The organism is Alteromonas sp. AWJ4_199, assembly GCF_056159165.1.
Map to the genome: position 1 here is coordinate 2,033,857 of NZ_JBSWUR010000001.1, position 24,101 is coordinate 2,057,957.

Annotated in this window: 18 protein-coding genes; 7 read left to right on the plus strand and 11 right to left on the minus strand. The window is 44.5% G+C overall.

Features of this window, described 5'->3' with window-relative positions; translation table 11 throughout:
- Positions 1–9 precede the first annotated feature (9 nt).
- A complete protein-coding gene (locus ACXAER_RS08900; RefSeq protein ID WP_474828466.1) occupies positions 10–1,467 on the plus strand; it encodes an SLC5 family protein in 1,458 nt (485 codons plus the stop codon).
- 270 nt (positions 1,468–1,737) lie between these two features.
- The gene (locus ACXAER_RS08905; protein WP_474828468.1) at positions 1,738–3,867 is read left to right on the plus strand and encodes an alpha-galactosidase; all 2,130 of its coding nucleotides are present in this window, start codon (positions 1,738–1,740) and stop codon (positions 3,865–3,867) included.
- A gap of 113 nt (positions 3,868–3,980) precedes the next feature.
- Here the strand turns inward: ACXAER_RS08905 and ACXAER_RS08910 are convergent, their stop codons facing one another.
- The 7 genes from ACXAER_RS08910 to ACXAER_RS08940 form a co-directional block, all read right to left on the minus strand.
- A complete protein-coding gene (locus ACXAER_RS08910) occupies positions 3,981–5,267 on the minus strand; it encodes an alpha/beta hydrolase family protein (protein ID WP_474828470.1) in 1,287 nt (428 codons plus the stop codon).
- Between the two features lie 262 nt (positions 5,268–5,529).
- A complete protein-coding gene (locus ACXAER_RS08915) occupies positions 5,530–6,486 on the minus strand; it encodes a hypothetical protein (protein WP_474828472.1) in 957 nt (318 codons plus the stop codon).
- Positions 6,487–6,699: 213 nt separating this feature from the next.
- Positions 6,700–7,284, minus strand: coding sequence for a single-stranded DNA-binding protein (locus tag ACXAER_RS08920; protein ID WP_474828474.1), 585 nt, complete (start codon positions 7,282–7,284; stop codon positions 6,700–6,702).
- A gap of 267 nt (positions 7,285–7,551) precedes the next feature.
- On the minus strand, positions 7,552–9,114 hold the full coding sequence (locus ACXAER_RS08925; protein WP_474828476.1) for a sodium/sugar symporter: 1,563 nt from the start codon (positions 9,112–9,114) through the stop codon (positions 7,552–7,554).
- A gap of 360 nt (positions 9,115–9,474) precedes the next feature.
- On the minus strand, positions 9,475–10,614 hold the full coding sequence (gene galK, locus ACXAER_RS08930) for a galactokinase (RefSeq protein WP_474828478.1): 1,140 nt from the start codon (positions 10,612–10,614) through the stop codon (positions 9,475–9,477).
- Positions 10,607–11,662, minus strand: coding sequence for a UDP-glucose--hexose-1-phosphate uridylyltransferase (locus ACXAER_RS08935; protein WP_474828480.1), 1,056 nt, complete (start codon positions 11,660–11,662; stop codon positions 10,607–10,609). Before ACXAER_RS08935 ends, galK begins: the two co-directional genes overlap by 8 nt.
- Positions 11,663–11,831: 169 nt before the next feature.
- Positions 11,832–12,854, minus strand: coding sequence for an aldose epimerase family protein (locus tag ACXAER_RS08940; protein ID WP_474828482.1), 1,023 nt, complete (start codon positions 12,852–12,854; stop codon positions 11,832–11,834).
- Positions 12,855–13,162: 308 nt separating this feature from the next.
- Between ACXAER_RS08940 and ACXAER_RS08945 the strand changes: the two genes are divergently transcribed.
- The gene (locus tag ACXAER_RS08945) at positions 13,163–14,164 is read left to right on the plus strand and encodes a LacI family DNA-binding transcriptional regulator (RefSeq protein WP_474828484.1); all 1,002 of its coding nucleotides are present in this window, start codon (positions 13,163–13,165) and stop codon (positions 14,162–14,164) included.
- Positions 14,165–14,577: 413 nt separating this feature from the next.
- Here the strand turns inward: ACXAER_RS08945 and ACXAER_RS08950 are convergent, their stop codons facing one another.
- Positions 14,578–15,438 carry an alpha/beta hydrolase family protein gene (locus ACXAER_RS08950; protein WP_474828486.1) on the minus strand — a complete coding sequence of 287 codons (861 nt, stop codon included), beginning with the start codon at positions 15,436–15,438 and terminating at the stop codon, positions 14,578–14,580.
- A gap of 214 nt (positions 15,439–15,652) precedes the next feature.
- Here ACXAER_RS08950 and ACXAER_RS08955 point away from each other — a divergent pair, with 214 nt between their 5' ends.
- On the plus strand, positions 15,653–16,261 hold the full coding sequence (locus tag ACXAER_RS08955) for a hypothetical protein (protein WP_474828488.1): 609 nt from the start codon (positions 15,653–15,655) through the stop codon (positions 16,259–16,261).
- 74 nt (positions 16,262–16,335) lie between these two features.
- Here the strand turns inward: ACXAER_RS08955 and ACXAER_RS08960 are convergent, their stop codons facing one another.
- Together ACXAER_RS08960 and ACXAER_RS08965 are read right to left on the minus strand one after the other, a co-directional pair.
- On the minus strand, positions 16,336–16,920 hold the full coding sequence (locus tag ACXAER_RS08960) for an HAD family hydrolase (protein ID WP_474828490.1): 585 nt from the start codon (positions 16,918–16,920) through the stop codon (positions 16,336–16,338).
- Positions 16,921–16,985: 65 nt separating this feature from the next.
- A complete protein-coding gene (locus tag ACXAER_RS08965; RefSeq protein WP_474828492.1) occupies positions 16,986–18,323 on the minus strand; it encodes an MFS transporter in 1,338 nt (445 codons plus the stop codon).
- Between the two features lie 382 nt (positions 18,324–18,705).
- Here ACXAER_RS08965 and uvrA point away from each other — a divergent pair, with 382 nt between their 5' ends.
- Both uvrA and ACXAER_RS08975 read left to right on the plus strand, forming a co-directional pair.
- Entirely contained in the window at positions 18,706–21,537 is a 2,832-nt protein-coding gene (gene uvrA / locus ACXAER_RS08970) for an excinuclease ABC subunit UvrA (RefSeq protein ID WP_474828494.1), read from the plus strand.
- A 202-nt stretch (positions 21,538–21,739) separates the two neighbouring features.
- Complete coding sequence (locus tag ACXAER_RS08975; protein ID WP_474828496.1) at positions 21,740–21,907, plus strand: hypothetical protein; 168 nt, start codon at positions 21,740–21,742, stop codon at positions 21,905–21,907.
- A gap of 64 nt (positions 21,908–21,971) precedes the next feature.
- Here ACXAER_RS08975 and ACXAER_RS08980 read toward each other — a convergent pair whose 3' ends face one another.
- Positions 21,972–23,474: an Hsp70 family protein gene (locus ACXAER_RS08980; protein WP_474828498.1), complete on the minus strand. Its 1,503-nt coding sequence runs from the start codon at positions 23,472–23,474 to the stop codon at positions 21,972–21,974.
- Between the two features lie 186 nt (positions 23,475–23,660).
- Between ACXAER_RS08980 and ACXAER_RS08985 the strand changes: the two genes are divergently transcribed.
- The gene (locus ACXAER_RS08985; protein ID WP_136783137.1) at positions 23,661–24,080 is read left to right on the plus strand and encodes an acyl-CoA thioesterase; all 420 of its coding nucleotides are present in this window, start codon (positions 23,661–23,663) and stop codon (positions 24,078–24,080) included.
- The last annotated feature ends 21 nt before the right edge of the window (positions 24,081–24,101 follow it).

Sequence of the window (24,101 nt, forward strand, 5' to 3'; positions counted from 1 at the left end):
GAGTAAAACATGTTTTCCAGCACTATTCAGGTGTCTGTTTTTGTCTTTGTGACTGCTTTAATTGGTTTTCTTACCTATTTAAGTTGCCGCGGACAAAATAGAAGTGCCCAAAACCAAAACCGCGAATACTTTCTTGCAGGTGGCGGTCTAGCTTGGTACTTCGTTGCAGGTAGTATTACCCTTACCAACTTAAGTACCGATCAGCTTGTAGGTATGAACGGTAACCAAATGGCCTTGTTAGCCCTATGGGAATTAGCAGCCGTTGTAGGCCTTTTCGTACTGGCAAAAGTATTTCTGCCTGTGTATTACAAGTTCAAGTGTACAACCACAACAGAACTTCTAGAGCAGCGCTATCACGATAAGCACATTCGCGCGGTTATTAGCGCACTCTTCTTCGCAGGCAGTGCCTTGATATTTTGCCCGGCAGTAATCTATTCGGGCTCATTGTTCATGCAGTCTATGTTTAACGTTGAGTTGCCGCTTATGTACATTGCGGTTATCTTCGTTATCGTTGGTGCCCTATATGCTATCTTCGGCGGCCTTCGCGCAGTAGCGGTGTCTGACACCTACTCTGGCGTGCTTCTTTTAACCATGGCCGTACTGGTGGTTATTCTGGCGCTCCAAGCCATCGACTATAACTTTGACGGCATTCCGCAAGAGCGACTTACCCTAATTGGCGATGATGAGTCTCCAATTCCTTGGCATACCTTGCTTACCGGGATGATCTTTATCCAAATGTTTTACTGGGGAACCAACCAAGTAATTACACAGCGCGCAATGGCGGCACCTTCGTTGAAAGAAGCGCAGAAAGGCGTATTCGCTGCGGCCGGTATTCGCTTGCTGATTGTACCTGCCATTATTGTTATTCCAGGCATTGTTTCATACAAACTATTTGGTGATATTGGTGATAGTGCTTACGGAAAAATTGTTGCAACGGTATTGCCTGATTGGCTTTCTGGCGTATTCGCAGCGGCTATGGCAGCTGCGGTGTTAACCACGTTTAACAGTAACCTGAACTCTGCTACTGCACTTTACGTTTGCGACATTCATGAAAGCTATATCAACAAAACACCTAACGTACCTAAGTTAAGCGGCTACGTTACTATTTTATTGTGTTTAGTATCGCTTGCGCTTATCCCTGTATACCAACAAGCTGATAGTATTATTAACCTAGTTCAAAAGCTGTACGGTCTATTAAGCATGCCTATTCTTTCGGTATTCATTGTTGGCTTACTGTTTAGAAACGTGCATGCATTCGCAGCCATAGGTGCGGTATTGTTTGGCGTTTCTATTTACGCACTAATGAGCTTTGAAGCTTCACCTCTGTATGCACCATTTGGGCTTCATTACATACACCTAATGTTCGCTACTCTTATTGGCTGTGTGGCATTTGCGCTTATTGTGAACCGCGTAGTGTTTAACCAAAAGGCAGAGTTTTCGTTAGAGCTTTATAAGAAAGAAGCCTAACAAATTAGTTACATGTCGAAAAAGGATGTCTTTTGACATCCTTTTTTATTTTTAACAATTAATATCGTCTATATTTTACAACTATTGGTCAGACTTCATTTCCTTCGCAATGCAGACTACCATTGAAAGTAAAACGTTTACCCTAAAACTGTAGAATAGGTATAGTGAACGTGATTTAATATGCGAAATTATCGCGTAAGAAGACACGTCTTACGTAGTAAAAAATTTCTATTACCACCTAATTTACGTTTTATTAACGCTGAGGTTTTTATGTCGTCACTTTCTCAATTCGTACGCCTGTCGAACGAAAAAGTCACCTTAATATTCGACTGTCAGGGTCGCATGCCAAAAGTCATTTACTATGGTGCGCCATTAAGTGATAGCACAACGCCTGAAATGCTTAGCGTTTTAAACACACGCCAAGAAGCTAAATGCGCACCAGTAATAGAGCCACCAATTACTTTAGTGCCTACCCATGGTGAAGGTTGGACAGGACAGCCAGGCCTTGAAGTTTCCGGTGATGCGGACCAGTGGTCAGCAGGCTTTAACTTAGTAGAGATAAATCAAGACGCTCAATCGGTTGCCTTCATTTCTGAAGATGCACATCGCGGTATGCGCCTTATCACAAGTGTAGAGCTTGATACCGCGACCAGTGTGGTTAAATATGTTTCTCGTGTAGAAAACACCGGCAGCAGTGCACTGAACCTCAATTACTTGAATGCTGCTAGCCTTCCTCTTCCTACAACGGTTAGTAAAATTAAAACATTCGAAGGTCGTTGGTCTGCTGAATTCCAAACCAAAGATCACGACCTATTCTTTGGCAGCTACGTGCGCGAAAACCGACGTGGCAAAACCTCTCACGATACTTTTCCCGGTTTAATCGCTTTCCCTGAAGGAACAGGCGAGCTTAACGGTGAGTGCTTTGGTTACCACCTTGGCGCTTCAGCGAACCATAAACTTCGCGCCGAGCTAATGGCCGACGGCAGAAGCTACGTACAGTTTGGTGAGTTATTATTTCCAGGTGAAGTTGTACTTAATGCTGGGGACAGCTATACATCACCAGTGCTTTACACCGGCTATGGCTGTGAAGGTTTTTCTTCCCTGTCGCAACAGTTCCATAACTTCATTCGCAGCAATGTGCTAAACCACAGCGCTGAATCAAAGCCTCGCCCAGTGCACTACAACACCTGGGAAGGAATTTACTTCGATCATAACGAAGACGAACTTAAAGCCTTGGCTGACAAGGTAGCTCCGCTAGGTATTGAGCGCTTTGTATTAGATGATGGTTGGTTTAAAGGCCGCAGGAACGACAAAGCTGGGCTTGGTGACTGGTTTGTAGATGAAGCCATCTACCCAGAAGGACTAGACGGGCTAATTGATCATGTTACTGGCCTTGGCATGGAATTCGGTATTTGGTTTGAGCCAGAAATGGTTAACCCAGATAGCGACTTGTATCGCGCGCATCCCGAATGGGCACTTCAAACTGAAAACAACCCTCATGTGCCATTTAGAAACCAATACGTTCTAGATTTGACCAACCCTGAAGTGGTTGAGTACCTTTATAAAGTTATTACTGATGTACTTAAAGCCTATCCAAAAATAAGCTACATCAAATGGGACATGAACCGCGACGTAAACCATCCGGGTAACCTTCAAGGCAAACCAGCAATGCACGGCCAAATGGCAGCGCTTTACGGCTTAATTGACCGCGTAAAAGCAGCTAAGCCAGGCATTGAAATAGAAAGCTGTTGTTCAGGCGGCGGACGAGTAGATTTAGGCATATTGCCACACACAGATCGATTCTGGACGTCAGACTCTAACGATGCATTAGACCGCTTATATATTCAGCGCGGCTGCTCTTACTTCTTCCCATCTGAAGTCATGGGCGCCCACGTAGGTCCGCGTGACTGCCATATTACTGGCCGTAACCTACCTATTGAAATTCGTTCTGCGGTCGCCTTGTTTGGTCATATGGGGATAGAAATGGACCCACGTGAACTGACAGACCACGAGCAAAGCGTGCTAACAGACGCCATTTCGCTTTATAAGAAATATCGTCATATTACCCACGGCGGCGACCTATTCCGCATGGACGATGACGGCATGAATGTGAAATTTGGTTATGTGTCGAAAGACAAGCAGGAAGGTATTTTTGCATATAACAGTGTTACAGAAACCGTACGCACTACGCCGAATCGTTTCTACTTTGCAGGGCTTGATGCTAACAAGCAATACACCATTGAGCGTGTATGGCCTGAAAAGCTGAAAGAATACACTCCTTCAATTTTGCAGCAAACTGAAGGGCAAGTGTTCTCTGGCGAAGTCTTAATGAAATACGGTATGCAGCTGCCGGTACTGTTCCCACAAACAGCGCTGATTTATACTGTTAAAGCGGTGTAGCTTTCTAAGCGCTATGGTTTTCTAAACGCTATGGCGTTCTAAGCGCTGCCTAGGGAAAATAAGAGTAAGCGAGCTGTGCGGTATTACACCACCGCTCGCTTTTTTAATTTAGCTTACTTACTGTCCATCTCTAGACCCAATGCCCATCGGTCGTCGAATCCCTTCCAAGGCTCTGGCTTTTTACCGTCTACAGGAACTTGGGCGCTACTGCCACTCACGTTCAGGTATTCACAATCATCTTTTAAACCTTTCACATGGCAGTTCATAAGCGCCAACGCGAAGTGCTCATTGATAGCGTTCAGCTTTTGTACCTCCCACGCAGGCTCAATGTAGCTACCCAAATCAAACTCGCTACCATAGGCTTCTTTAGGTGCTGGGTGTGGCGCTACGTTATGACGCGCATTTTTAACCGTAAGTAGCCTAGAGCCTTCACTGCCGGTATTTTCGAATAACCACTTGATACCCTCGTAACCAGAAATATCGTCGTTATCACCCGCCACATAAAGAACTGGTACCTTGATATTGTTAAGTGATTCAACGTCAAAGAGCTGATGTTGCCCGCCCCATGGGGCAAGCGCTAGCGCTGCTTTCCAAGCTGGTAGCACATCCTTACTACTTTCTTCGCCACCCGCGCACGTATTTAGCGCTTCTTTGATAAGCGCTGCCGCTTTAGGGTCTTGTGTACCGGTAAAGGTCGCTGCTGTTTGGTCGTTAAACGCATAACAGCCGCCTACTGTACTTACCGCACCATAGCCTCCCATGGAATAGCCAATAACGCCTGCCTTACTTGCATCAACACTGTTCTTAAAGAATTCGTGTTCGCTAATGCTGTTCAAGGTTAGAACTTGGTCTCGAGAGCGATTAAGTAGCGTGCTTGGAAAACCTGAATACGGATTTTCCGCAAAGTTAACGTCTTTGTTTGTGGAGTCTGTATGGTCGATAGCCGCAACCACATAGCCATGAGACGCAAGGTGTTCACCTAAATAATACATAAGCGTACGATAGCCGGTATAGCCGTGAGATATAACCACCACCGGGTAATCAGAATCTGCAGTAGCAATAGGCGCATCGCGGCTTGCATCACCCTCAATTTCAAATACTTGACCACTTCGCGTTTCATTCACATATTTTGCCGTCTCGGCAGTACTAGAAGCTGGATACCAAACCTCTAGCGTTAATTTACGTTCGACATCATTCCCAGCAATATTTTTCACTTTTTCTGGGTAAGTCGCTTCAAGGGTTTTTGCGCCAACAACGTGAGCGCCTTTCTCGCTTAGCGATGGCATAACATCCGCTGGAAAAGGCTTATAAAGGTTCTGAGCTGCAGAAACCGGTTTAAGTAACATAACAGTACTAAACGCGAGTGCAGCAGCGCCACAGAGCAGGGATAACGTTTTCATAATTAGGCTAATTTTCTTGTTATTGAAAGGCAATTTTATAATACTGCCTAACGAACTCCATACAAGTAAACCTCCATTATTATTGCTGATTAAACGAAATAATAAACAGTAATAAAACGTGAATATAAGGGTCAGCAACAACGTCGAAAGCTATACAGGTTACGTTAAAGGGTGTATGGAATAGATTATGGACTTATTAAAAAGCTCAACATATCCATATAATAAAAAGACTGAGAAATAGGTTAAACGTGCTACCCAAGATTTACTTTTTCGACAGAAAAGTATTCCATCGTTCATCGAATAAAGGCTTAAGGCGATGAGAATAACCATCCGCTCTGAAATTAGTATCTCTCAAAATCTCACTTTTTTCAGGAGTCGCAAAAATACGCGCTAGCGCCTGATCCAAACTCGTTGTTACCTCTTGCCCTAGCGCTGTCTTTGAACATAGCAAGCGCTTTGTTCCTCTCAATTCTTCTGACAGTTCGCTAACTTGATACACATGCAAGGTGTCGAGCTCTTCTCTTGATAATGCAGCTATTTCACGCGGACCGACATAGCCAAAATCAATTCGCCCACTTTTCAGTAATTCGATGGTATGCATGCCTAGGTCTGTACCTAGACTATGCACTCTTAACACATTGTACTGCGTTGCCCATTGCTCGACAGTACGCGCATAGGCGTTACTTACGTCGCTGTAGAGTACGGTTTTAAAGTTTCGATTGAGTAATGCTTGCAAAGAAACTGACTCAAACAAGCCTTTCACACTTTGTGACAAGCCGACATTTTCTTCATCATCAATTAAAGGTGGGAGCGCTTTTCTTGACACAACAAGTAAAGGCAAATTGATAGAGGTAGGTTCAGAATAATACCCCCATTTCGTTCTCTCTTCTTGGTATGACGCGCCGTAAAAACAATAGACCTTTTGAGACGACTTTTCATGTTGAATTAACGACCAGGCACGCTTAACTGGGTAGGCTTCAAATTGGTGACTATAACTTTCAAGATAACTAGAAAGATGATCCATGAGATCATACACCGGGCCAGATGTAATAGTAATACCAGGCCCTTCAACACCAAGTTCAGGTGGACGCATCCAAACAATGGTAGGCTTCTTCTCATCACAACCTTCAAGGTCGCACTCAACATTATTTTGAGCTGTTGAAGCGCTGATGTTGATACTGAAAAATGCAAAAACGAATAATCTTGCTAATACCGACACGTTATAAGACTACCCTTGGATGTGAAATTTAATGACATTTATCCATCACCAGTCTATATGTGGCGCTGTGGATATAACTGGAATGTGATCTTACATTAGTCGGATACAAAATTAATTGGCTTCAGTCTCATAATTGACTGAATTTAGCTCAAAAAAAGCCGCTAAAAAGCGGCTTTTAAGATTATTTTTCAACATTTAATGTTTTGTCTTAGGTTAGAACGGAATGTCGTCGTCGAAATCAAAATCAGGTTCAGCCATTGGAGGATTTTTAGGCTGAGACGAATTTCCACCTTGAGGCGCTTGATTGTAGCCGCCACCTTGGTTTTGATTGTAACCACCTTGTTGACCACCGCCTTGCTGTGGCGCTTGATTATAGCCGCCCTGCGCTGGTGCTTGGTTGTAACCACCTTGATTATTTTGAGGACGCTGGTAACCACCGTTACCGCCGCCACCTTCACCGCCGCGACCGCCAAGCATTTGCATTTGGTCTACGATAATTTCAGTAGTGTACCTATCCTGACCTTGCTGATCTTGCCACTTGCGCGTTTGCAATTTACCTTCAACGTAAATCTGCGAGCCCTTTTTCAGGTACTCTCCGGCAATTTCTGCTAAGCGACGGTACATTGTAAGGCGGTGCCACTCAGTGCGCTCTTGAACCTGACCCTGTTGGTCTTTCCAGCTTTCGCTAGTTGCTAGGCTTAAGTTCGCAACGGCGTTTCCGTTAGGCATGTATCTAACTTCAGGATCATTGCCAAGGTTTCCAACAAGAATAACCTTATTAACGCCTTTCGTTGCCATTGATGTCTCCTGTAACGTTTTTAGTGGCTTGCTGTATAACTCTTCTTAGTAAGACATCAGCAAGCGCGAAAGTTCATCGAATATTAGCCCGCTAGTATATCGTATTTTATGAGGGAAAATTGAAATTTTTCGCCCCACATTTACGTTACTAACTGCAACACGTTCTAGAACTTAACAAAATTTACTGTCAGCGTCTTCTGAACTTTCGCGTTGTTTTTAGCTAATTTTAGCAAGGACGTTAAGTTTAAAAACGCCCTTCCTTGTCTGCTACCACCAAGTGATGTAAAACGCCGCAGTAAGGATAACTACAGCGATTGATGCTACGTTGAATCCACTTGTGGTTTTAAACTGCACTTCATTAAGGTCGACTGCGTTCTCGCTAATGCCCTTTTTCTCTAGAAGTGAAACAACTACAGCCAAGGCAACGCAAAGCAGGAATACAAGCCCAACGCGGTCAATAAATGGCAGCTCAGGCCAGAACTGTCTAAACACAATGCTTAAAACAAATGAACCTAACGCTGCAAGCAGACCACCGTTCGCCGTGGTCTTCTTCCAGAACATACCTAGCACGAATAACGCGCAAATGCCCGGTGTAAAGAAGCCCGTAAATTCTTGGATATACTGGAATGCTTGGTCGAAATTACCTAATAACGGTTTAGCTACCACCATAGCAATGATTAGCGCGACCAAGCTTACTATTCGCCCTACTTTTACATAATGTTGCTGTGACTCGTTTGGACGCTTATCTTTATAAAGGTCCATTGTAAAAATGGTAGAAACGCTGTTGGTCATCGACGCAAGTGACGACACAATTGCCGCCACAAGTGCGGCGAAGATAATACCTTTAAGGCCAACTGGCATTAGCGTCATTAGGCTTGGATACGCTTGGTCTGGCTTAGCTAAGTTAGGCACAATAAGTACTGCTGCAATTCCCGGCAATACCACTATTAACGGCATTAGCAGTTTAAGGAATGCCGCAAACGCAATACCTTTTTGAGCTTCTTGCACACTCTTTGCTGCCAACGTACGCTGAATAATGTACTGGTTAAAGCCCCAATACGACAGGTTCATGATCCACATACCACCGATCAATACAGAAATGCCCGGCAAGTCCATATAATGCGGGTTGTCTTCTGACAAAATCATGTCGAATTTCTCAGGTAGTTTGTTAGTTAGGTCAACAAAACCTTGGATGGCTCCATTGCCGTCGCTGATTAGATTTAATGCCGTATACGACAGGAACAGCCCGCCAATGACTAACAGCACCACTTGAATAATGTCGGTTAACGCGACCGCTTTTAGGCCGCCATAAAGTGAGTAGGCTAGCGAGAAAAGACCTAAGAACATCATGCCGTAAACCATATCGACACCAGCAATGGTATTGATTGCCAATGCACCTAGCCACAGCACAGCTGTCAGGTTTACAAAAACATAAACGCCTAGCCAAAATATTGCCATTACCTTACGCACGCGATGATCGTATCGCTGCTCTAAGAATTGAGGCATGGTGTAAATTTTATGCTTTAAAAAGATAGGTAAAAAGAACTTGCCCACAATAAGCAGTGTAATAGCTGCCATCCACTCATAAGACGCAATGGCAAGCCCTAGCTGGTAGCCTGAGCCCGACATACCAATGATTTGTTCGGCAGAAATATTGGCGGCAATTAACGAAGCGCCAATCGCCCACCAAGGCAAGCTTGAGCCCGCTAGAAAATAATCATTTGTGTCTTTTTGGTGACCCTGCTTTTCGCGCGAAACCCACCACGCAATTCCGATAAGCGCGACGACGTATACCACGAACAACGTGATATCTATTGATGCTAATTTCATAGTTTTTCCCAAAGTTCTTATTTTGGGTGCGGCGATTGTTATGCAGGATACACAGGTGAAAAATTGTTTTTATTATTTTATTGGTTGTTGCCACACCAGTGTCACGTTTTTTACAACGCGTTTCGCATTCAACGACAATCCGTCTACCGGTCAGAAAACTACCGATACACGCATCGTGTTATTGCGGGTAGTATTAGTAACACACTTTGTTGATTTTTTTTAACAAGAAATGTGCACTTTTGTAAAAAAAAGCCGCAACCAAAGGATGCGGCTTAAGGGACACAAACAATTCTAAGGAATAGGATTGTTTAGAAAAGGGAGAGGTTTTCGTTTCTAATCCTTGTTTTCACTCATGCGAACTTAAGCAAATGCGCCTTGTGTTGCAGTGCACACGTAGATGTCTGCATGGTAGCCAGTTTCGTCAAAGTATTTGTCTGCTACTACTTGCTTTACAGCATCAACTTTGTCTGTAGGGGCAAGCGCTACTACGCAGCCGCCGAACCCGCCACCAGTCATACGAACACCGCCTGATTTACCTAGCACATCACCTATGATCTCGACCAAATAATCAATTGGGCGTACGGTAATTTCGAAGTCATCACGCATAGAAACGTGAGACTGGGCCATGGCTTCACTAACCGTTTCAATGTCGCCTGATTTTAGCGCTTGGCTTGCGGCCAACGTGCGCGCGTTTTCAGTGATAATATGCTTCGCACGGCGATAAACCACTTCAGGCATGTGTGCTTTCGCATCTTGCAGCATCTCCATGGTTGCTTCGCGCAATGATGAAACGCCCAGTAGCGATGCACCTTGTTCACACTGCTGACGACGCAAGTTATACTCGCTGTCTACCAAGCCACGTTTCACATTCGAGTTGATAATCACGATTTGGTGAGAATCTGGAAGCGGTGAATGTTCGATGGCTAACGACTGACAATCAAGCAGCATTGCCATACCTTCGTTGCCCATGGCTGAGATTAACTGATCCATGATGCCGCACGAACAGCCTACGAAAGTATTTTCTGCTTTTTGACCTAATAGCGCAGCTTGTACACCATCAAGAGGCAATTCATACAATGCGCTTAGGGCTTTCAGTATTGCCACTTCAAAAGACGCTGAAGAGCTTAAACCGGCGCCTTGCGGAACATTACCCGTTACCAACAAATTTGCGCCGCCAAAATCTGGGATCGCCTCTTTTAGCACTTTCACTACGCCGCGAACATAGTTTGCCCAACCTTGTTCCTCGTCGTAATTAATGTCTGATAATGAGAACTGGTTTTGCTGGTTTTCATAGTCCATCGCAGTAACCAAAATGTCATTATCGTCGCGCTTAGTTGCCGCAACCCAAGTACCAAAGTTGATAGCAGCCGGAAAGACGAACCCTTCGTTATAATCTGTGTGCTCACCAATGATGTTCACTCGACCAGGGGCGTGTGCTATTAGCGTTGGCTTGTTGCCATAATGCGCTTCAAATTTTGAAGAAAGTACTTGGTTATCCATTGGTATTCTCACGTTGCTTGTAGTGCACCGTAGGCAGTGCTTTTAATCTGTCTGCCGCCTGTTCGGGGGTCAAATCTCGTTGTGCTTCGGCCATCATTTCGTATCCAACCATAAACTTGCGAACACTCGCTGAGCGCAATAGCGGCGGGAAGAAATGTGCATGAAGCGTCCACTCAAGGTGGTCTTCATTATCAAATGGCGCACTGTGCCACCCCATTGAATATGGGAAAGACGTCTCAAATAAATTGTCGTATTTCGCTGTTATCTCACCAATGATTTTAGCAAGTGAAAGCGATTGCGCCTCAGATAGCTTATGCATTGATTGAACATCAAAACGTGGCAGTAATAGTGTTTCAAATGGCCATGCAGCCCAATATGGCACCACAACCACCCAATCATCGTTTTGGCATACTACGCGCTCTTGCTTTATAACTTCTTGCTCAGCGTAATCCAACAACATAGGTGCGTTGTTTTCACCAAAGTACTGCTTCAGCTGTCCTAATTTTTTTGCTGGGTCTGTGGGAATGTGCTGCTGTGCCCATACCTGACCATGCGGGTGAGGGTTAGAACAGCCCATCATTGAGCCTTTGTTTTCAAACACCTGTACCCAACAATAGCTTTCACCTAGTTCAGCGGTTTGTTCTTTCCACGTGTTAACCACATCTACCCGTTCTTCGTCAGTAAGCTCAGGAAGTGTTTTACTGTGATCTGGAGAAAAACAAATAACGCGACTACAGCCTTGCTCTGTTTCAAATTGGAACAGACCTTTTTTCTCACTGGCTTGCTCAGTATCTTGCTTGAGCGCAGCAAAATCGTTTTGAAAAACGAACGTGCCTTTGTAGTCTGGATTTACCTCGCCATTTACCCGAGTATTAGTCGGGCACAGATAACAGGTAGGGTCATAAGAGGGTTTTTGTTCATTGTTCGGCTCTTCGGAAGCCCCCTGCCAAGGACGCTTAGCGCGGTGTGGTGATACAAGCACCCACTCTCCCAACAACGGGTTGTAACGGCGATGTGGATCATTAGTTGGGTCAAAAGGGGTTCCCATAATCACTCTCTCTGCATTAGCCAAATGCGCTGGAATACGCAACATAAAATAGGGTTAAACGTTTACCCTAGTAATAATATAGCAAGATATACTGTTTATCAATTAACTAACAAAGAAAATTAATTGTTAAATTAATAACAATTAATTTTCTTTTGCCTTTCTGCTCATATCAAAAGGCACTGAACCTATATCGAATAATCTCTTGATACTTTTCATTTGGTTTTACAAAACAGTTTGGAAATAAAGGCTTATTAGGCGCATCAGGAAAATGCTGCGGCTCTAGGCACAATGCACCTAACTGATCACGCTCTTTCAGGCTACCGGTATAAAACTGCAATCCGGGAAGGCTAGTAAATAACTCCATGGTTACGCCTGTATCGAGTGCTTTCACTACTGCTTGAGGATTATCAACAGACGTAATTTGAAGTACATAATTGTGGTCAAAGCCTCCCACATTATCAAACAGCGGATGGGAATTAGATTGCTCTACCCTTTGTTTAATTGCAGTAAGCGAAGTGAAATCAAAGGGTGTATTGCCGACATCGACCAAATCACCTGTTGGGAGTAAACTGCTATCTGCATCAGTAACCTTTTCTGCTTCAATCTGAACCAGTGTATTACCAACCTGCTCTTCATTGCTCAACGTGAAGTAAGCATGCTGCGTGAAACTAAGCGGCGTTTCTTTATCTGTTGTTGCAGAAATATTTAAAGATAGTTCATTGTCCTGACTCAACGTGTAACAAGCCTCAACAAAGATATTGCCAGGAAAGCCACCTTCTCCGTCATGGCTAGTTAATGTGAAAGTGACGCTGACACTATCGGACGATTCATGTGTTTTCGCTTCCCATACTTTCTTGTGAAAGCCCGTAAGCCCACCGTGTAGATTATGATCACCACCGTTTTTATCTAACGCGTACTGCTTGCCATTTAAAGTAAATGTGCCGTGCCCTATCCTGTTTGCAAAGCGCCCCACGATGGCGCCGCGATAACTAGGGTCTTCAATATAACCTTGTAACGTATCAAAAGTTTGCACGCAGCTTATTAACTCGCCTTTCGCATTTGGAAAATGAATTTCCTTAATAATTCCACCGTAGTTAAGCAGGGTAACCGACATCGCGTTGTTATTAGTCAAGGTAAAAGCATGTACCGTTTTACCGGCTATTTCACCAAATGTAGACACGTTTATTTTCATAACAATTTTTTTACCTTCTCAGATGCTAGATAAATAAAGTTCGGGCTATCTATCGTGCACTTTCGTAAGTTTGGGTATAGGTAGAGCATTTATAACGCGTAAAAGGGTATACGTTTTCCGCGCTTTTTGACAGGGGTTTAGCAAAGAACTAGAGTTGGTAAAACTACTTCATGGTCTTGTCTGATTTATTAGGCTTATTGCAAGACAACAAAGCGTGAGAATTTTACCTTTTTTTGTAAATATAATGTACGCTATGGCAATCAGGTCTTATGGCCTTCAATGCATTACAAAACAAAGTTTAAGAGAAAATGGCAACAATAAAAGATATAGCCCAAGCCGCCGGAGTTTCTTTAGCGACTGTATCAAGGGTTATCAATAATGGGCCGAAAGTAGGCAACGATACCCGACAGCGCGTTAAAAAAATCATGGAAGAGATGGGGTATCGCCCCAACGCAAATGCGCGGGCACTTGTTACAAAACGCAGCGCCTCGTTGGGCGTGGTTATTGCCGAGTTGCATGACCCCTTTTTCGCAATGTTAGCTCATGGCGTCGAGTCGATAACACGAAAAAATAATGTTCAAATTCTACTTAGTGCCGGCTCTATAGAGAAAGAGACAGAGTTGCGCGCCATTGAAACCTTATTAGAACACCGTGTTGAAGCCATGGTAGTGCACAGCAAAGCCCTTGATGACAAGACTTTGATTGGTTTTGCTAGCCAAGTACCAGGCTTCGTTTTAATTAACCGATTTATTCCAGAAATAGCAAACCGCTGCGTATGGCTTGATAACGTAACCGGTGGTCGTCTCATGGCGGAATACGCCATTAATCAAGGGCACGAACATGTGGCGGTAATAAGTAGCCAATATCGTATTGACGATCCGAATCACCGTCTTGAAGGAATCAGAAACGCCATTGATAGCGCAAAGCTAAGCTTACCTGAGAGCATGATTGAATACGCCACTCCTGATCAAGAGGGGGGTGAACTAGCCATGCAAAACTTGCTTGCCACCGGCGCGAAATTTACCGCAGTGCTGGCATATAACGATGCGATGGCGTCAGGGGCTATGACCATGTTGCAGGACCACGGTATTTCAGTTCCCGAACAAGTTTCAGTAATGGGCTACGATGATGTGCTGCTGGCAAAATACTGTCGCCCTAAATTAACCACGCTGCGTTATCCCGTTGAAATGATGGCGGCGAAAGCGGCCGAGCTGGCGTTAAAGTATGCGTCTGGAAGTAAACCAGAAGAAGGGTTAACCTTTAAATATACACCTACGGTGGTTAAACGAGATTCTGTAGTAAGGGTATAACCTTCGCTTAACTCGGAAAGCTTTCATAGGACGCAAAATGAATACCCGCCATTGGCGGGTATTTTATTTAGTCAGTACTACACCGGTTTGGTGAGTGATTAATCGTAATTCGATGTATTCTTGAGCGACCGTGTTCTAAAAATTTCATGACACGAAACTATTGACAAAAATACATGCTTGATCATTTTGCTTAAGATTTTTATCCCCAATACAGAAAATTGCCTGATCCTGCACAAGGTTACGATCAAAAAATATTAAGATCAGCGACAATTGCTCTACATCGCTTGATTTAACTGACATTTCGTGATCCGACCAGAAAAGACTGTTAAGATCGTGATCTGTTGTCCTATATGGCTATTAACAGACTTACCAACAAGGTTTTCCACTACTTATCCACAGATAGTGTGATTGGCTTATTGCGTAAATCTGGCTAAAAACTGCTTGTACTGCTCAATAGCATAGTCGCTTTTTAGCGTAGCGTTATGGGTAGCACCAGGAATAACTGAAATGTATTTCTCGCTACTTGATGCATCTTCTAGTAACTGCTGACTAATAGGATAAGGCGTTATTTTGTCTTCCTCACCAACGACCAACCACAACGGGCCTTCATAATGACGGAGAATAGGCGCAATTTGCATACTATGAACTTCATCGTGAAGCTTCATGTTTGTGAATGAATTAGAGAATCCTGGCACCATGTTGGCAATTAGGTCAGAGATGTTATTGAAAGCACCGTCTAATACTAAAGCGTCTATTGTTCTATTGGCAGCAACATAGCTTGCGAAATAGCTGCCTATACCTCGGCCGTGAACAATAGTGGGAATTGAGGCATCAAACGCACTTTCTACATAATCAAATTGAGTTAACGCGTCTTGCTTAATAGCGTTAATACTTAGGTCCTTCGCTTTATCGCTAGCACCTACTCCCTGATAATCAAGCCACAATATATTAGCAGGCAGCTTTCCCAGCCTATGAATTACACTGTTATTTTCACTTACCGGCATACGGTTGTCTGCAAAGAAAACAATGTTAACAATTGGGTCGGGATATGAAACGGCAACACCTCTTAGGGTTAACCCCGCTTCATTTTTAACTTCAACACGGGTGATGCCCGCTGACGTTTTATCTTTTTGAATAGCCGCGTGTAGCTTTGTAGTATCTAGGGGCTTTTGCTGAGTGTCTTGATAAAAGAAAGCCGATGGGGAAACGTTAATCGCACACCCCATTAATGAAACACTTGCAAGTAAACTGATTACTGCGTTTTTAAAAGTCATAATTTAAGAACTGTCCATGTTGAATGGTAATCGTGAAATTGAGTTATCAGCAAGGAAGGCTTCATAGCTGTGCCACTGACCAAATTTCACACTCTGCTATGCTAAACAAGCTGTAACAGTTTGCAACAGTTGTTATGTTTCTTCGCGCTAGAAACTTTCTTATACTCAAGTCTATATTACTTACATAAGCTATCTATAAGAAAAAATTAAAATAATGAAAAATAAAATGTTTTTCTTTCCCCGTATAAAGCGTTCTGCACGAATCATTTTTGCGTGCGGCACCCTGCCACTGCTTATCGCCTGTGAATCGACGACTCCTGATCTCGATACTTCTTTAATACCAGAATCGCAAAAGGAAGATTACCAACTGACACTGTCTAAGGCGAAAGCGTGCCCTGTGAATTTAGCAGAACTTGTTGATACTCGATCGAGTAAAGATTTGTTAGTAGGAAATAGCAACGTAACACAAGACACACTCTATGCCCTGCTACAACAAAGCTTAGAAGAGATGAATGTAACCCCTGATATTGATGCAAAAAACAGCGTGAAAGTTTCGCTTAACCGCGCGTTTGTGAAAAGCTTAGGGAGTAATATGGTCGCTACGGTTGTACTTAACGTGAGATATAAGCCAGCTTATGTTGAGGAGTATTCCCCCATCACTGTATTCAAGGGTAGAAGCATGAACGTGAACGTCAATGAAGAAGAGAGCAATCAAATTGCCATTGATGCTATGAAAACCGCCATCGAAGATGCTACTAAGCGTATAAAGTCTTCACTGTTACACAATTGCGGAAATGCGCTAAACGAACTAGAGGCAGTATAAGCCTGAGAAGTTTTATAGTGGACGCGATTGAGTAAGCGTAACCCCTAAACTCGAACTTTCAAATAGGGTAAGATTCAGTAGATTAGCCGCGTATTTTCGACCATAAAGCACGCCATGCCGCCGTCAACCGCCGCTTTTCGGCCCATGTCGGTATCTTCAAACACCACACACTGCTGTGGTGCTACACCCATTAACTCTGCCGCACGCGTAAAAGTTTCAGGATGAGGTTTACCTTGGGTTACGTCATCGGCTGTAACCAGCGCCGATAATTGGGCGAGCAGGCCGTGCTCATCTAATACCATTTGAGCGTGCTGCCTATCTGAGCCTGTCCCCACTGCAATGGGCATACTTCCTTTATAGTGATTAAACACATCCAGGGTATCTTGAATAAGCCTTGGCACATGATCTAGCCCTTCAAAAGCCTGTTTTTTATATGAAGCAACCTCTGCAGGATCATGGCTTTTGCCAAACTTAGCATTCATAAGATGTACGGTTTCAAAGGTAGGAACACCACCTAAACTGTATTGATACTCTCGGTCGAAGGGATAACCAAACGCATCGCACGTAAGCTGCCACGCATCAATATGCGCGCCCATTGAATCGACCAAGGTGCCATCCATATCAAAAATAATGGCTTTGTAGCGGCTCAGGTCAATCATGGTTTTCGCTTCCTTTTCGAAAATAGTGAGATGTTAAGCTTTCATGGTTGCAATGAGATAAGCAACTATGCAGACAGCACGTCTCGCGCTTTTACCGCATCAAAATCACGATCAACTTTCAGGTATACCGCGTTATTTTGACTGTTTAATGTCACTTCCAACACACCAGGCACTAACAGCAGCTCGGCTTCGATAGTGGAAACATTTGAACCATCAAATTCACCATGCATCATTACGCGCTTAACTCGGCTCACTTCTTTAACACCAAGAATAATGAAAAGCCAAAGCAGAGTGCAAGCAGCGCCGATGCCATACGCCAGTTCTTGCGACCAAATATCGGTAACGAAACCTGAAATTACACCACCTAAAAACGCGCCAAAAAACTGAAAACTAGCGTAGAGCCCCATGGCCGTTCCTTTTTGTCCGGCAGGCGCAATGCTTGACACCAAAGCAGGAAAATTCGCTTCTAAATAATTAAAGCCGGTAAAGAAAAGAACCACTGCTGCGGTAACCCACCACCAGCTATGGTCTTCTAAACTCAACGCCAAAAACGCGCCGCCCATGAGTACTACACCGGTTACAAGAAGTGATTTTGGGGTACGGCCTCTTGCTGCGCCCATCATTATGATTAGACCAACAATTGACGCACCTAATACGGGTAGATACACCGTCCAATGACTATCTAACGTCATATCAAAGTTCAGTAGCGTAACGGGCAGTTGGACAAACAACAGCGTAATAAGCATGTGCAGAATCATTACACTGACGTTTAAACGCCATAATTGAGAAGAAAAGACCAAACGCTTTAGCTGGTCTTTTTGTGGAAGTGTATCGCCGCTACTAAGTTGAACGCCATTTGGCACTACCCATTTAACCAGTGGCATGCAAAGAATGGCCAGAATACCAGTAATACCAAACACACCGGCAAGCCCATAGCTGTTAGCAATGAGAGGCCCTAAAATAACGGCTAAATAGAATGAAAAGCCAATGGCTATACCTATAATAGCTAACACTTTGGCTCGCTGACTTTCCCGGCTAACATCGGTAGCTAGCGCCATTATTGCCCCGGCTATAGCCCCTGCGCCTTGAAGAATACGCCCAACAATCATCATGGCCATACTGTCGGCATTTGCTGCAACAAAGCTTCCTAATGCAAATACAGCAAGCCCTAGCAAAATAACGGGTTTACGCCCCCATTTGTCAGACATCATGCCCATGGGAATTTGCAGCGCAGCTTGGGTTAGGCCATATCCACCCACGGCAAGACCTACCAACAGCGGCGAGTAATCCGGGTAGTCCATCGCGGCCACAGCCAATACAGGCATAACCATGAACAACCCCATCATGCGCAATACGTAAACGGAGGCGAGTGCAAGCGCGGCGCGTAATTCCAAAGCGTTCAAAGCGTCTGTTTCCCTCAATAAATAAAATCAAAAAAACATAAAAGCGCGCAGAGAACACCAGTTTCTGCTGCGTTAAGAATAAGGGCGCGAAGTGTAGCATAATACCAGTACGCATAAATAATTACCCACTCAGCGAGACTTAAATTCGGTTAATGCACTTGGCCTTTTCCTTACCTTTGAGCTTGATTTAACCCCTTTACCTCTAGCGGAGTTTAAAAGTGGGGATAATATCTCCATTTTACAATGTCGTTTTGTTAGCTCTAATCGTAAGTATGCGCGCGAAAGGTGATCTGCTTACTCAGCTTACAGTATAACTTGAATGTCATATCACTTTACTTGACACCTATGGCATACTGATTCTTTTTCTCTCATTTAGGCTTCAATGGATAAAATCGAAATTCGCGGTGCTCGCACCCACAACTTGAAAAACATCGATTTAACACTGCCACGAGACAAACTGGTGGTGATAACCGGCCTTTCTGGCTCGGGTAAATCGTCTCTTGCTTTCGACACGCTGTATGCAGAAGGTCAGCGTCGTTACGTTGAATCTTTGTCTGCTTATGCTCGCCAGTTTCTATCTATGATGGAAAAACCAGATGTTGATCATATTGAGGGTTTGTCACCAGCAATATCCATTGAGCAGAAATCAACGTCGCACAACCCCCGTTCAACCGTGGGTACCATCACCGAAATTTACGACTACCTGCGTTTAATGTTTGCGCGAGTGGGCACGCCACGCTGTCCAGACCACGATGTGCCACTAGATGCACAAACGGTCAGTCAAATGGTAGACAAAGTGTTAGCCATGCCCGAGGGCAGTAAGTTAATGCTGCTAGCGCCTATTGTTAAAGAGCGTAAAGGCGAACACGTTAAGACGCTGCAAAACTTGTCTGCTCAAGGCTTTATTCGCGCGCGTATCGACGGTGAAGTGTGTGACCTATCTGATCCCCCGCCTCTCGATTTGCACAAGAAGCACACCATTGAAGTTGTGGTTGACCGCTTTAAAGTGCGCGACGATATGGCACTGCGTTTGGCTGAATCATTCGAGACGGCGCTCAGCCTAGCTGGCGGTAACGCGGTTGTGGCTGATATGGACGACAAAGACGCAGAAGAAGTTGTGTTTTCTGCTAACTTTGCATGTCCACACTGTGGTTACAGCATTAGCGAATTAGAGCCGCGCCTGTTTTCATTTAATAATCCAGCGGGTGCCTGCCCTACTTGTGACGGCTTAGGCACAAGACAGTTCTTCGACCCCGCACGCGTAGTCGGCAATACCGAATTGAGTCTGTCTGGCGGCGCTATTCGCGGATGGGACAAGCGCAGCTATTACTATTTTCAAATGCTACAGGCAGTAGCAGACCATTATAAGTTTAGCCTTACCGTGCCATTTGAAGAACTCGATAAAAAGCACCAAGACATTGTGCTGTATGGTTCAAAAGGCAAGTCGCTGTCGTTTAAATATATAAACGAGCGTGGTGACGTGATGGAGCGTAAGCATCCATTTGAGGGTATTATCCCTAATATGGAACGCCGCTACCGTGAAACCGAGTCGAACTCGGTGCGCGAAGAGCTAGCAAAATATTTAAGCCAGCAGCACTGCAGTAGCTGCAACGGCACACGTTTGCGTGTTGAAGCGCGTAATGTATTTATACAAGACACCAATCTCCCGGCCATTGCCGAGATGTCGATTGCCGATGCTTATGGCTTCTTCGAGACACTCAACCTTGCAGGCCAACGTGCTCAGATAGCCGAGAAGATTTTAAAAGAAATTATGGACCGCTTAAGCTTTTTGGTTAATGTGGGCCTAAATTATCTCTCTATGTCGCGCAGCGCCGACACCTTATCCGGTGGTGAAGCTCAGCGTATTCGTTTGGCGAGCCAAATTGGGGCTGGTCTTGTTGGCGTAATGTACGTACTCGATGAGCCCTCTATCGGGCTTCACCAACGGGATAACGAACGCTTACTCGGCACACTTACGCGATTGCGTGACCTAGGTAATACGGTGTTAGTTGTAGAGCACGACGAAGATGCCATTCGCGAAGCCGATTACATTGTGGATATTGGCCCAGGAGCGGGTGTGCATGGTGGTGAGATTATCGCCGAAGGTTCGCTTGAAGACATAAAAAACAGTGAAGACTCACTTACCGGAAAATACCTATCTGGCAGAGAAAAGATCGATATCCCTGCAACACGCACACCGGTAAAAGACGATAAGTGGCTAGAACTTTTAGGCGCTACCGGCAACAACTTGAAGTCTGTTGATTTACGTATACCCACAGGCGTAATGACTTGTGTAACCGGTGTATCGGGCTCGGGTAAATCAACGCTGATTAATGACACCTTCTACAAAATTGCCCAGCGTGAGCTGAACAAGGCGACCACTTCTGAACCTGCGCCGCATAAGTCGATGACAGGGTTAGAGCAGCTAGACAAAGTGGTCGATATTGACCAAAGCCCAATTGGTAGAACCCCGCGTTCTAACCCGGCTACCTACGCTGGTATTTTCACACCTATTCGTGAAATGTTTGCCGGAACACAAGAGTCGCGTTCACGAGGTTACAAGCCTGGCCGCTTTAGCTTTAACGTAAAAGGCGGTCGCTGTGAGGCATGTCAGGGTGACGGCGTAATTAAAGTGGAAATGCACTTTCTGCCAGACGTGTATGTGCCTTGTGACGTATGTCAGGGTAAACGCTACAACCGTGAAACCCTAGAGATAAAGTACAAAGATAAGAACATTCACGAAGTGTTAGAAATGACGGTGGAAGATGCCCGCCAGTTCTTCGATGCTATACCGGCTATTTCACGTAAATTGCAGACCCTTATGGATGTAGGCTTGTCGTATATTCGACTAGGCCAAGCTGCCACTACGTTATCAGGTGGTGAGGCACAACGAGTTAAGTTGGCGAAAGAGTTGTCAAAAAGAGACACTGGGCAGACCCTTTATATCTTGGATGAGCCGACTACAGGTTTGCACTTCCATGATATTAAGCAGTTACTAGCCGTACTCCACCGACTGCGCGATCACGGTAATACCGTTGTGGTTATTGAGCATAACCTAGATGTGATTAAAACCGCAGACTGGATTGTTGACCTTGGACCAGAAGGCGGATCCGGAGGTGGCCAGATTATTGCAGAGGGAACACCTGAGCATGTGGCACAACAAGAAGTTTCACATACAGGTCGATTCCTGAAACCCATGCTCACACAAGCTTGAGCCAGTTGTGATGTAAATTCTTAGGCATTAAGCGCACGATTTCTTCTTGAGAGGTGTTGTGAAATTTACACTTCAATTTGTAGAAAGTGCGCGTTGATGTTTATTTACACGTTTTTTACGCTGGTCAGAGCTTGTTTTGGCAAATCATACGTTACGATGATTTATGTGAATTTTGCAGTAAGAATTGCTGGAGCGAAACCCAATGACTCAAACGCCACCACTAGCCTTAGTTAAAACTTGGTACCATTTACTTTCATCATCTGAAGATAATGATGTAAAGGCGCGCGCACAAGAAATGCTGTTAAAAGCCTTCGAGTCGCCAGAGGCCATCGCAGTATATTTGAAAGAACACAATATTCTTAAGCACTGATCAAAAAAGCCTTAGCGTAGTAGGCGTAACTACGCTAAGGCTTTGTGTTTATTTATAAACGATATTAAGCGTGTTTCGCCGCTTGAATAGCTAACCCTTCACACACAGAGTTAAATGCGTCGTTTTCTAACCGCGGTAACCCCGTAAGCAGTTTTTCATAAAGGGCATCAACCACAATAGGTGATAAGCTCATACCACCCGTTATCATTACTACTTCTGGTTTTTCACTGCTATTTTCCAAGCATTCCACCACTAGCGCTTTCACTTTATCAAGCCAAGGCTTTAATGCTTTTTTGAGCGAGTCTTGTGAAATCTCCACGTCAAAATCATCTTCGATATAGTGCAGCGGCAGCGTAATATTTTGCTTGCTAGAAAGTAGTTCTTTGGCCAAGCGCGCTGAGTTGACTACCCGAGCAGACAACTTATTCTCTTGCACAATAAGCAAACGTTCTAACTGGGCCGGCTCTTTAATCACAGACATGGTTTGTGAAATGTCTAACCCATAATCATCAGAGAAAAAGCGCGTAAGTGCAGGAATGTTATCAACAGCGCACATATCAGAAAAATAGGTAGGCGGAACAGGAAGCCCGTTCATCATCTTAAGGCCCATACCCATTTCAGGGGCTATGCCTTTAAGAACCAAGCTTTTATCACAGTCCATACCGCCTAAACGTCGGCCTGTTACCGCTAACACATCGTCTTTACGGTCAAGCTGATTGGAACGTTCCGGCGAAAGCTTAATACAGCAAATATCCGTTGTTCCCCCACCAATATCTACAATCAGCGTGGTGGTATCTTTTGGTAATGTTTGCTCAATTTTATACGCCGCCGCTATAGGCTCATCTAGGAAATTAACCCCAGAAAACCCTGCTTTAGTCGCAGCTTCGGTCATAATTTGAATGGCCTGAGCGTTCCCTTCTTCACCACGGGTGCCGTGAAATTTCACGGGTCTGCCGATAACGGCATTGTTTACCACCTTGCCTAGCTGCTGCTCGGCACACTGTTTAAAGTAAGCTAGCTGCTTGGCAATAATACCGATGAACGCCTGTTTTTGGTCGCCATCTAGCGATGCGCCTAAAAAGTTCTTTGGTGAATAAATAAGTCGGCCTTTGTCCGGCATTTTAAGAAAGCGTCTAAACCCCTCTTCACCAAATGCAAACTTGCCGTGCTCTACTAAACGCAGCAAAGGAATCTCGTCTAGCGACATAGCGTGCATTAACTGCTGAATCGCTTTGCGTTGAAGGGCTGGCTTGTTATGCAGATCACCACGCAGCGAATCGATTCGGCTGCTATACATTGCCTGCTCTTTCGGGTCTTTTGCCGAATAATAGCCGTCTTTGGCTTTGTCTATTTGTTCGCTGATCACTCGCTGCAACTGCGCAACTTTCGCCTCCACCATAGCATCAGGAGGCGGCGGCAGTTCATCTTCAAAGTAAATGAACACCGAAGAACGAATTTTATTACCCTTTTTATCTAGCGGGTCAAGTTTGATGTGCTGATGGGCCGTTCCATCAAAATACACAACCTCAGAATTTGATGTACCGTAGTCAATCCCAATCGCAGTCATAGTATGTTCGCTCAAAAAGTTAGAAGCGGATTGTAATGCAAAAGCACTTAACGGCACACCCCCTGTAAGCTAATCAAAACACAACGATTTACCTTAAACACAATCGCTTACACAAGGCCTTACTGAAAACCCTTGCCCATAATGCTAGAGTAGGAATTAAACTTATAACAATGCCTACAAAAAATTATGAGTAATACAGCACCACTTATCACTTCTTTTGACGTGCGTTTTTGCGAAACCGATGCCTTACAGCATGTTAGTAATACGGCACTGGTTGCGTGGTTTGAAGCGGCCCGAGAGCCCATTTTCAGAATGTTTACCCCTGAGCTAGACTTACAAAACTGGCCGCTTATTTTAGCCAGCTATAAGGTCGATTTTTTAGCGCAAATTTTTTACGGCAAACCGGTGACGGTGAAAACCTATATTAGCCGATTGGGTAACAGTGCATTCGACGTGTTTCAAGAGTTATGGCAAGACGACAAGTTGTGCTCAACCGGCGTGACCACTATGGTACATTTTGACTATAAAACACAGCGCTCTGCGCCAATTCCAGATGATGTGAAGTCGGAGCTACAGTCACACTTTAAAGAACTACCCACTAAGTAATAAAGCGCAGTACGAGGTACC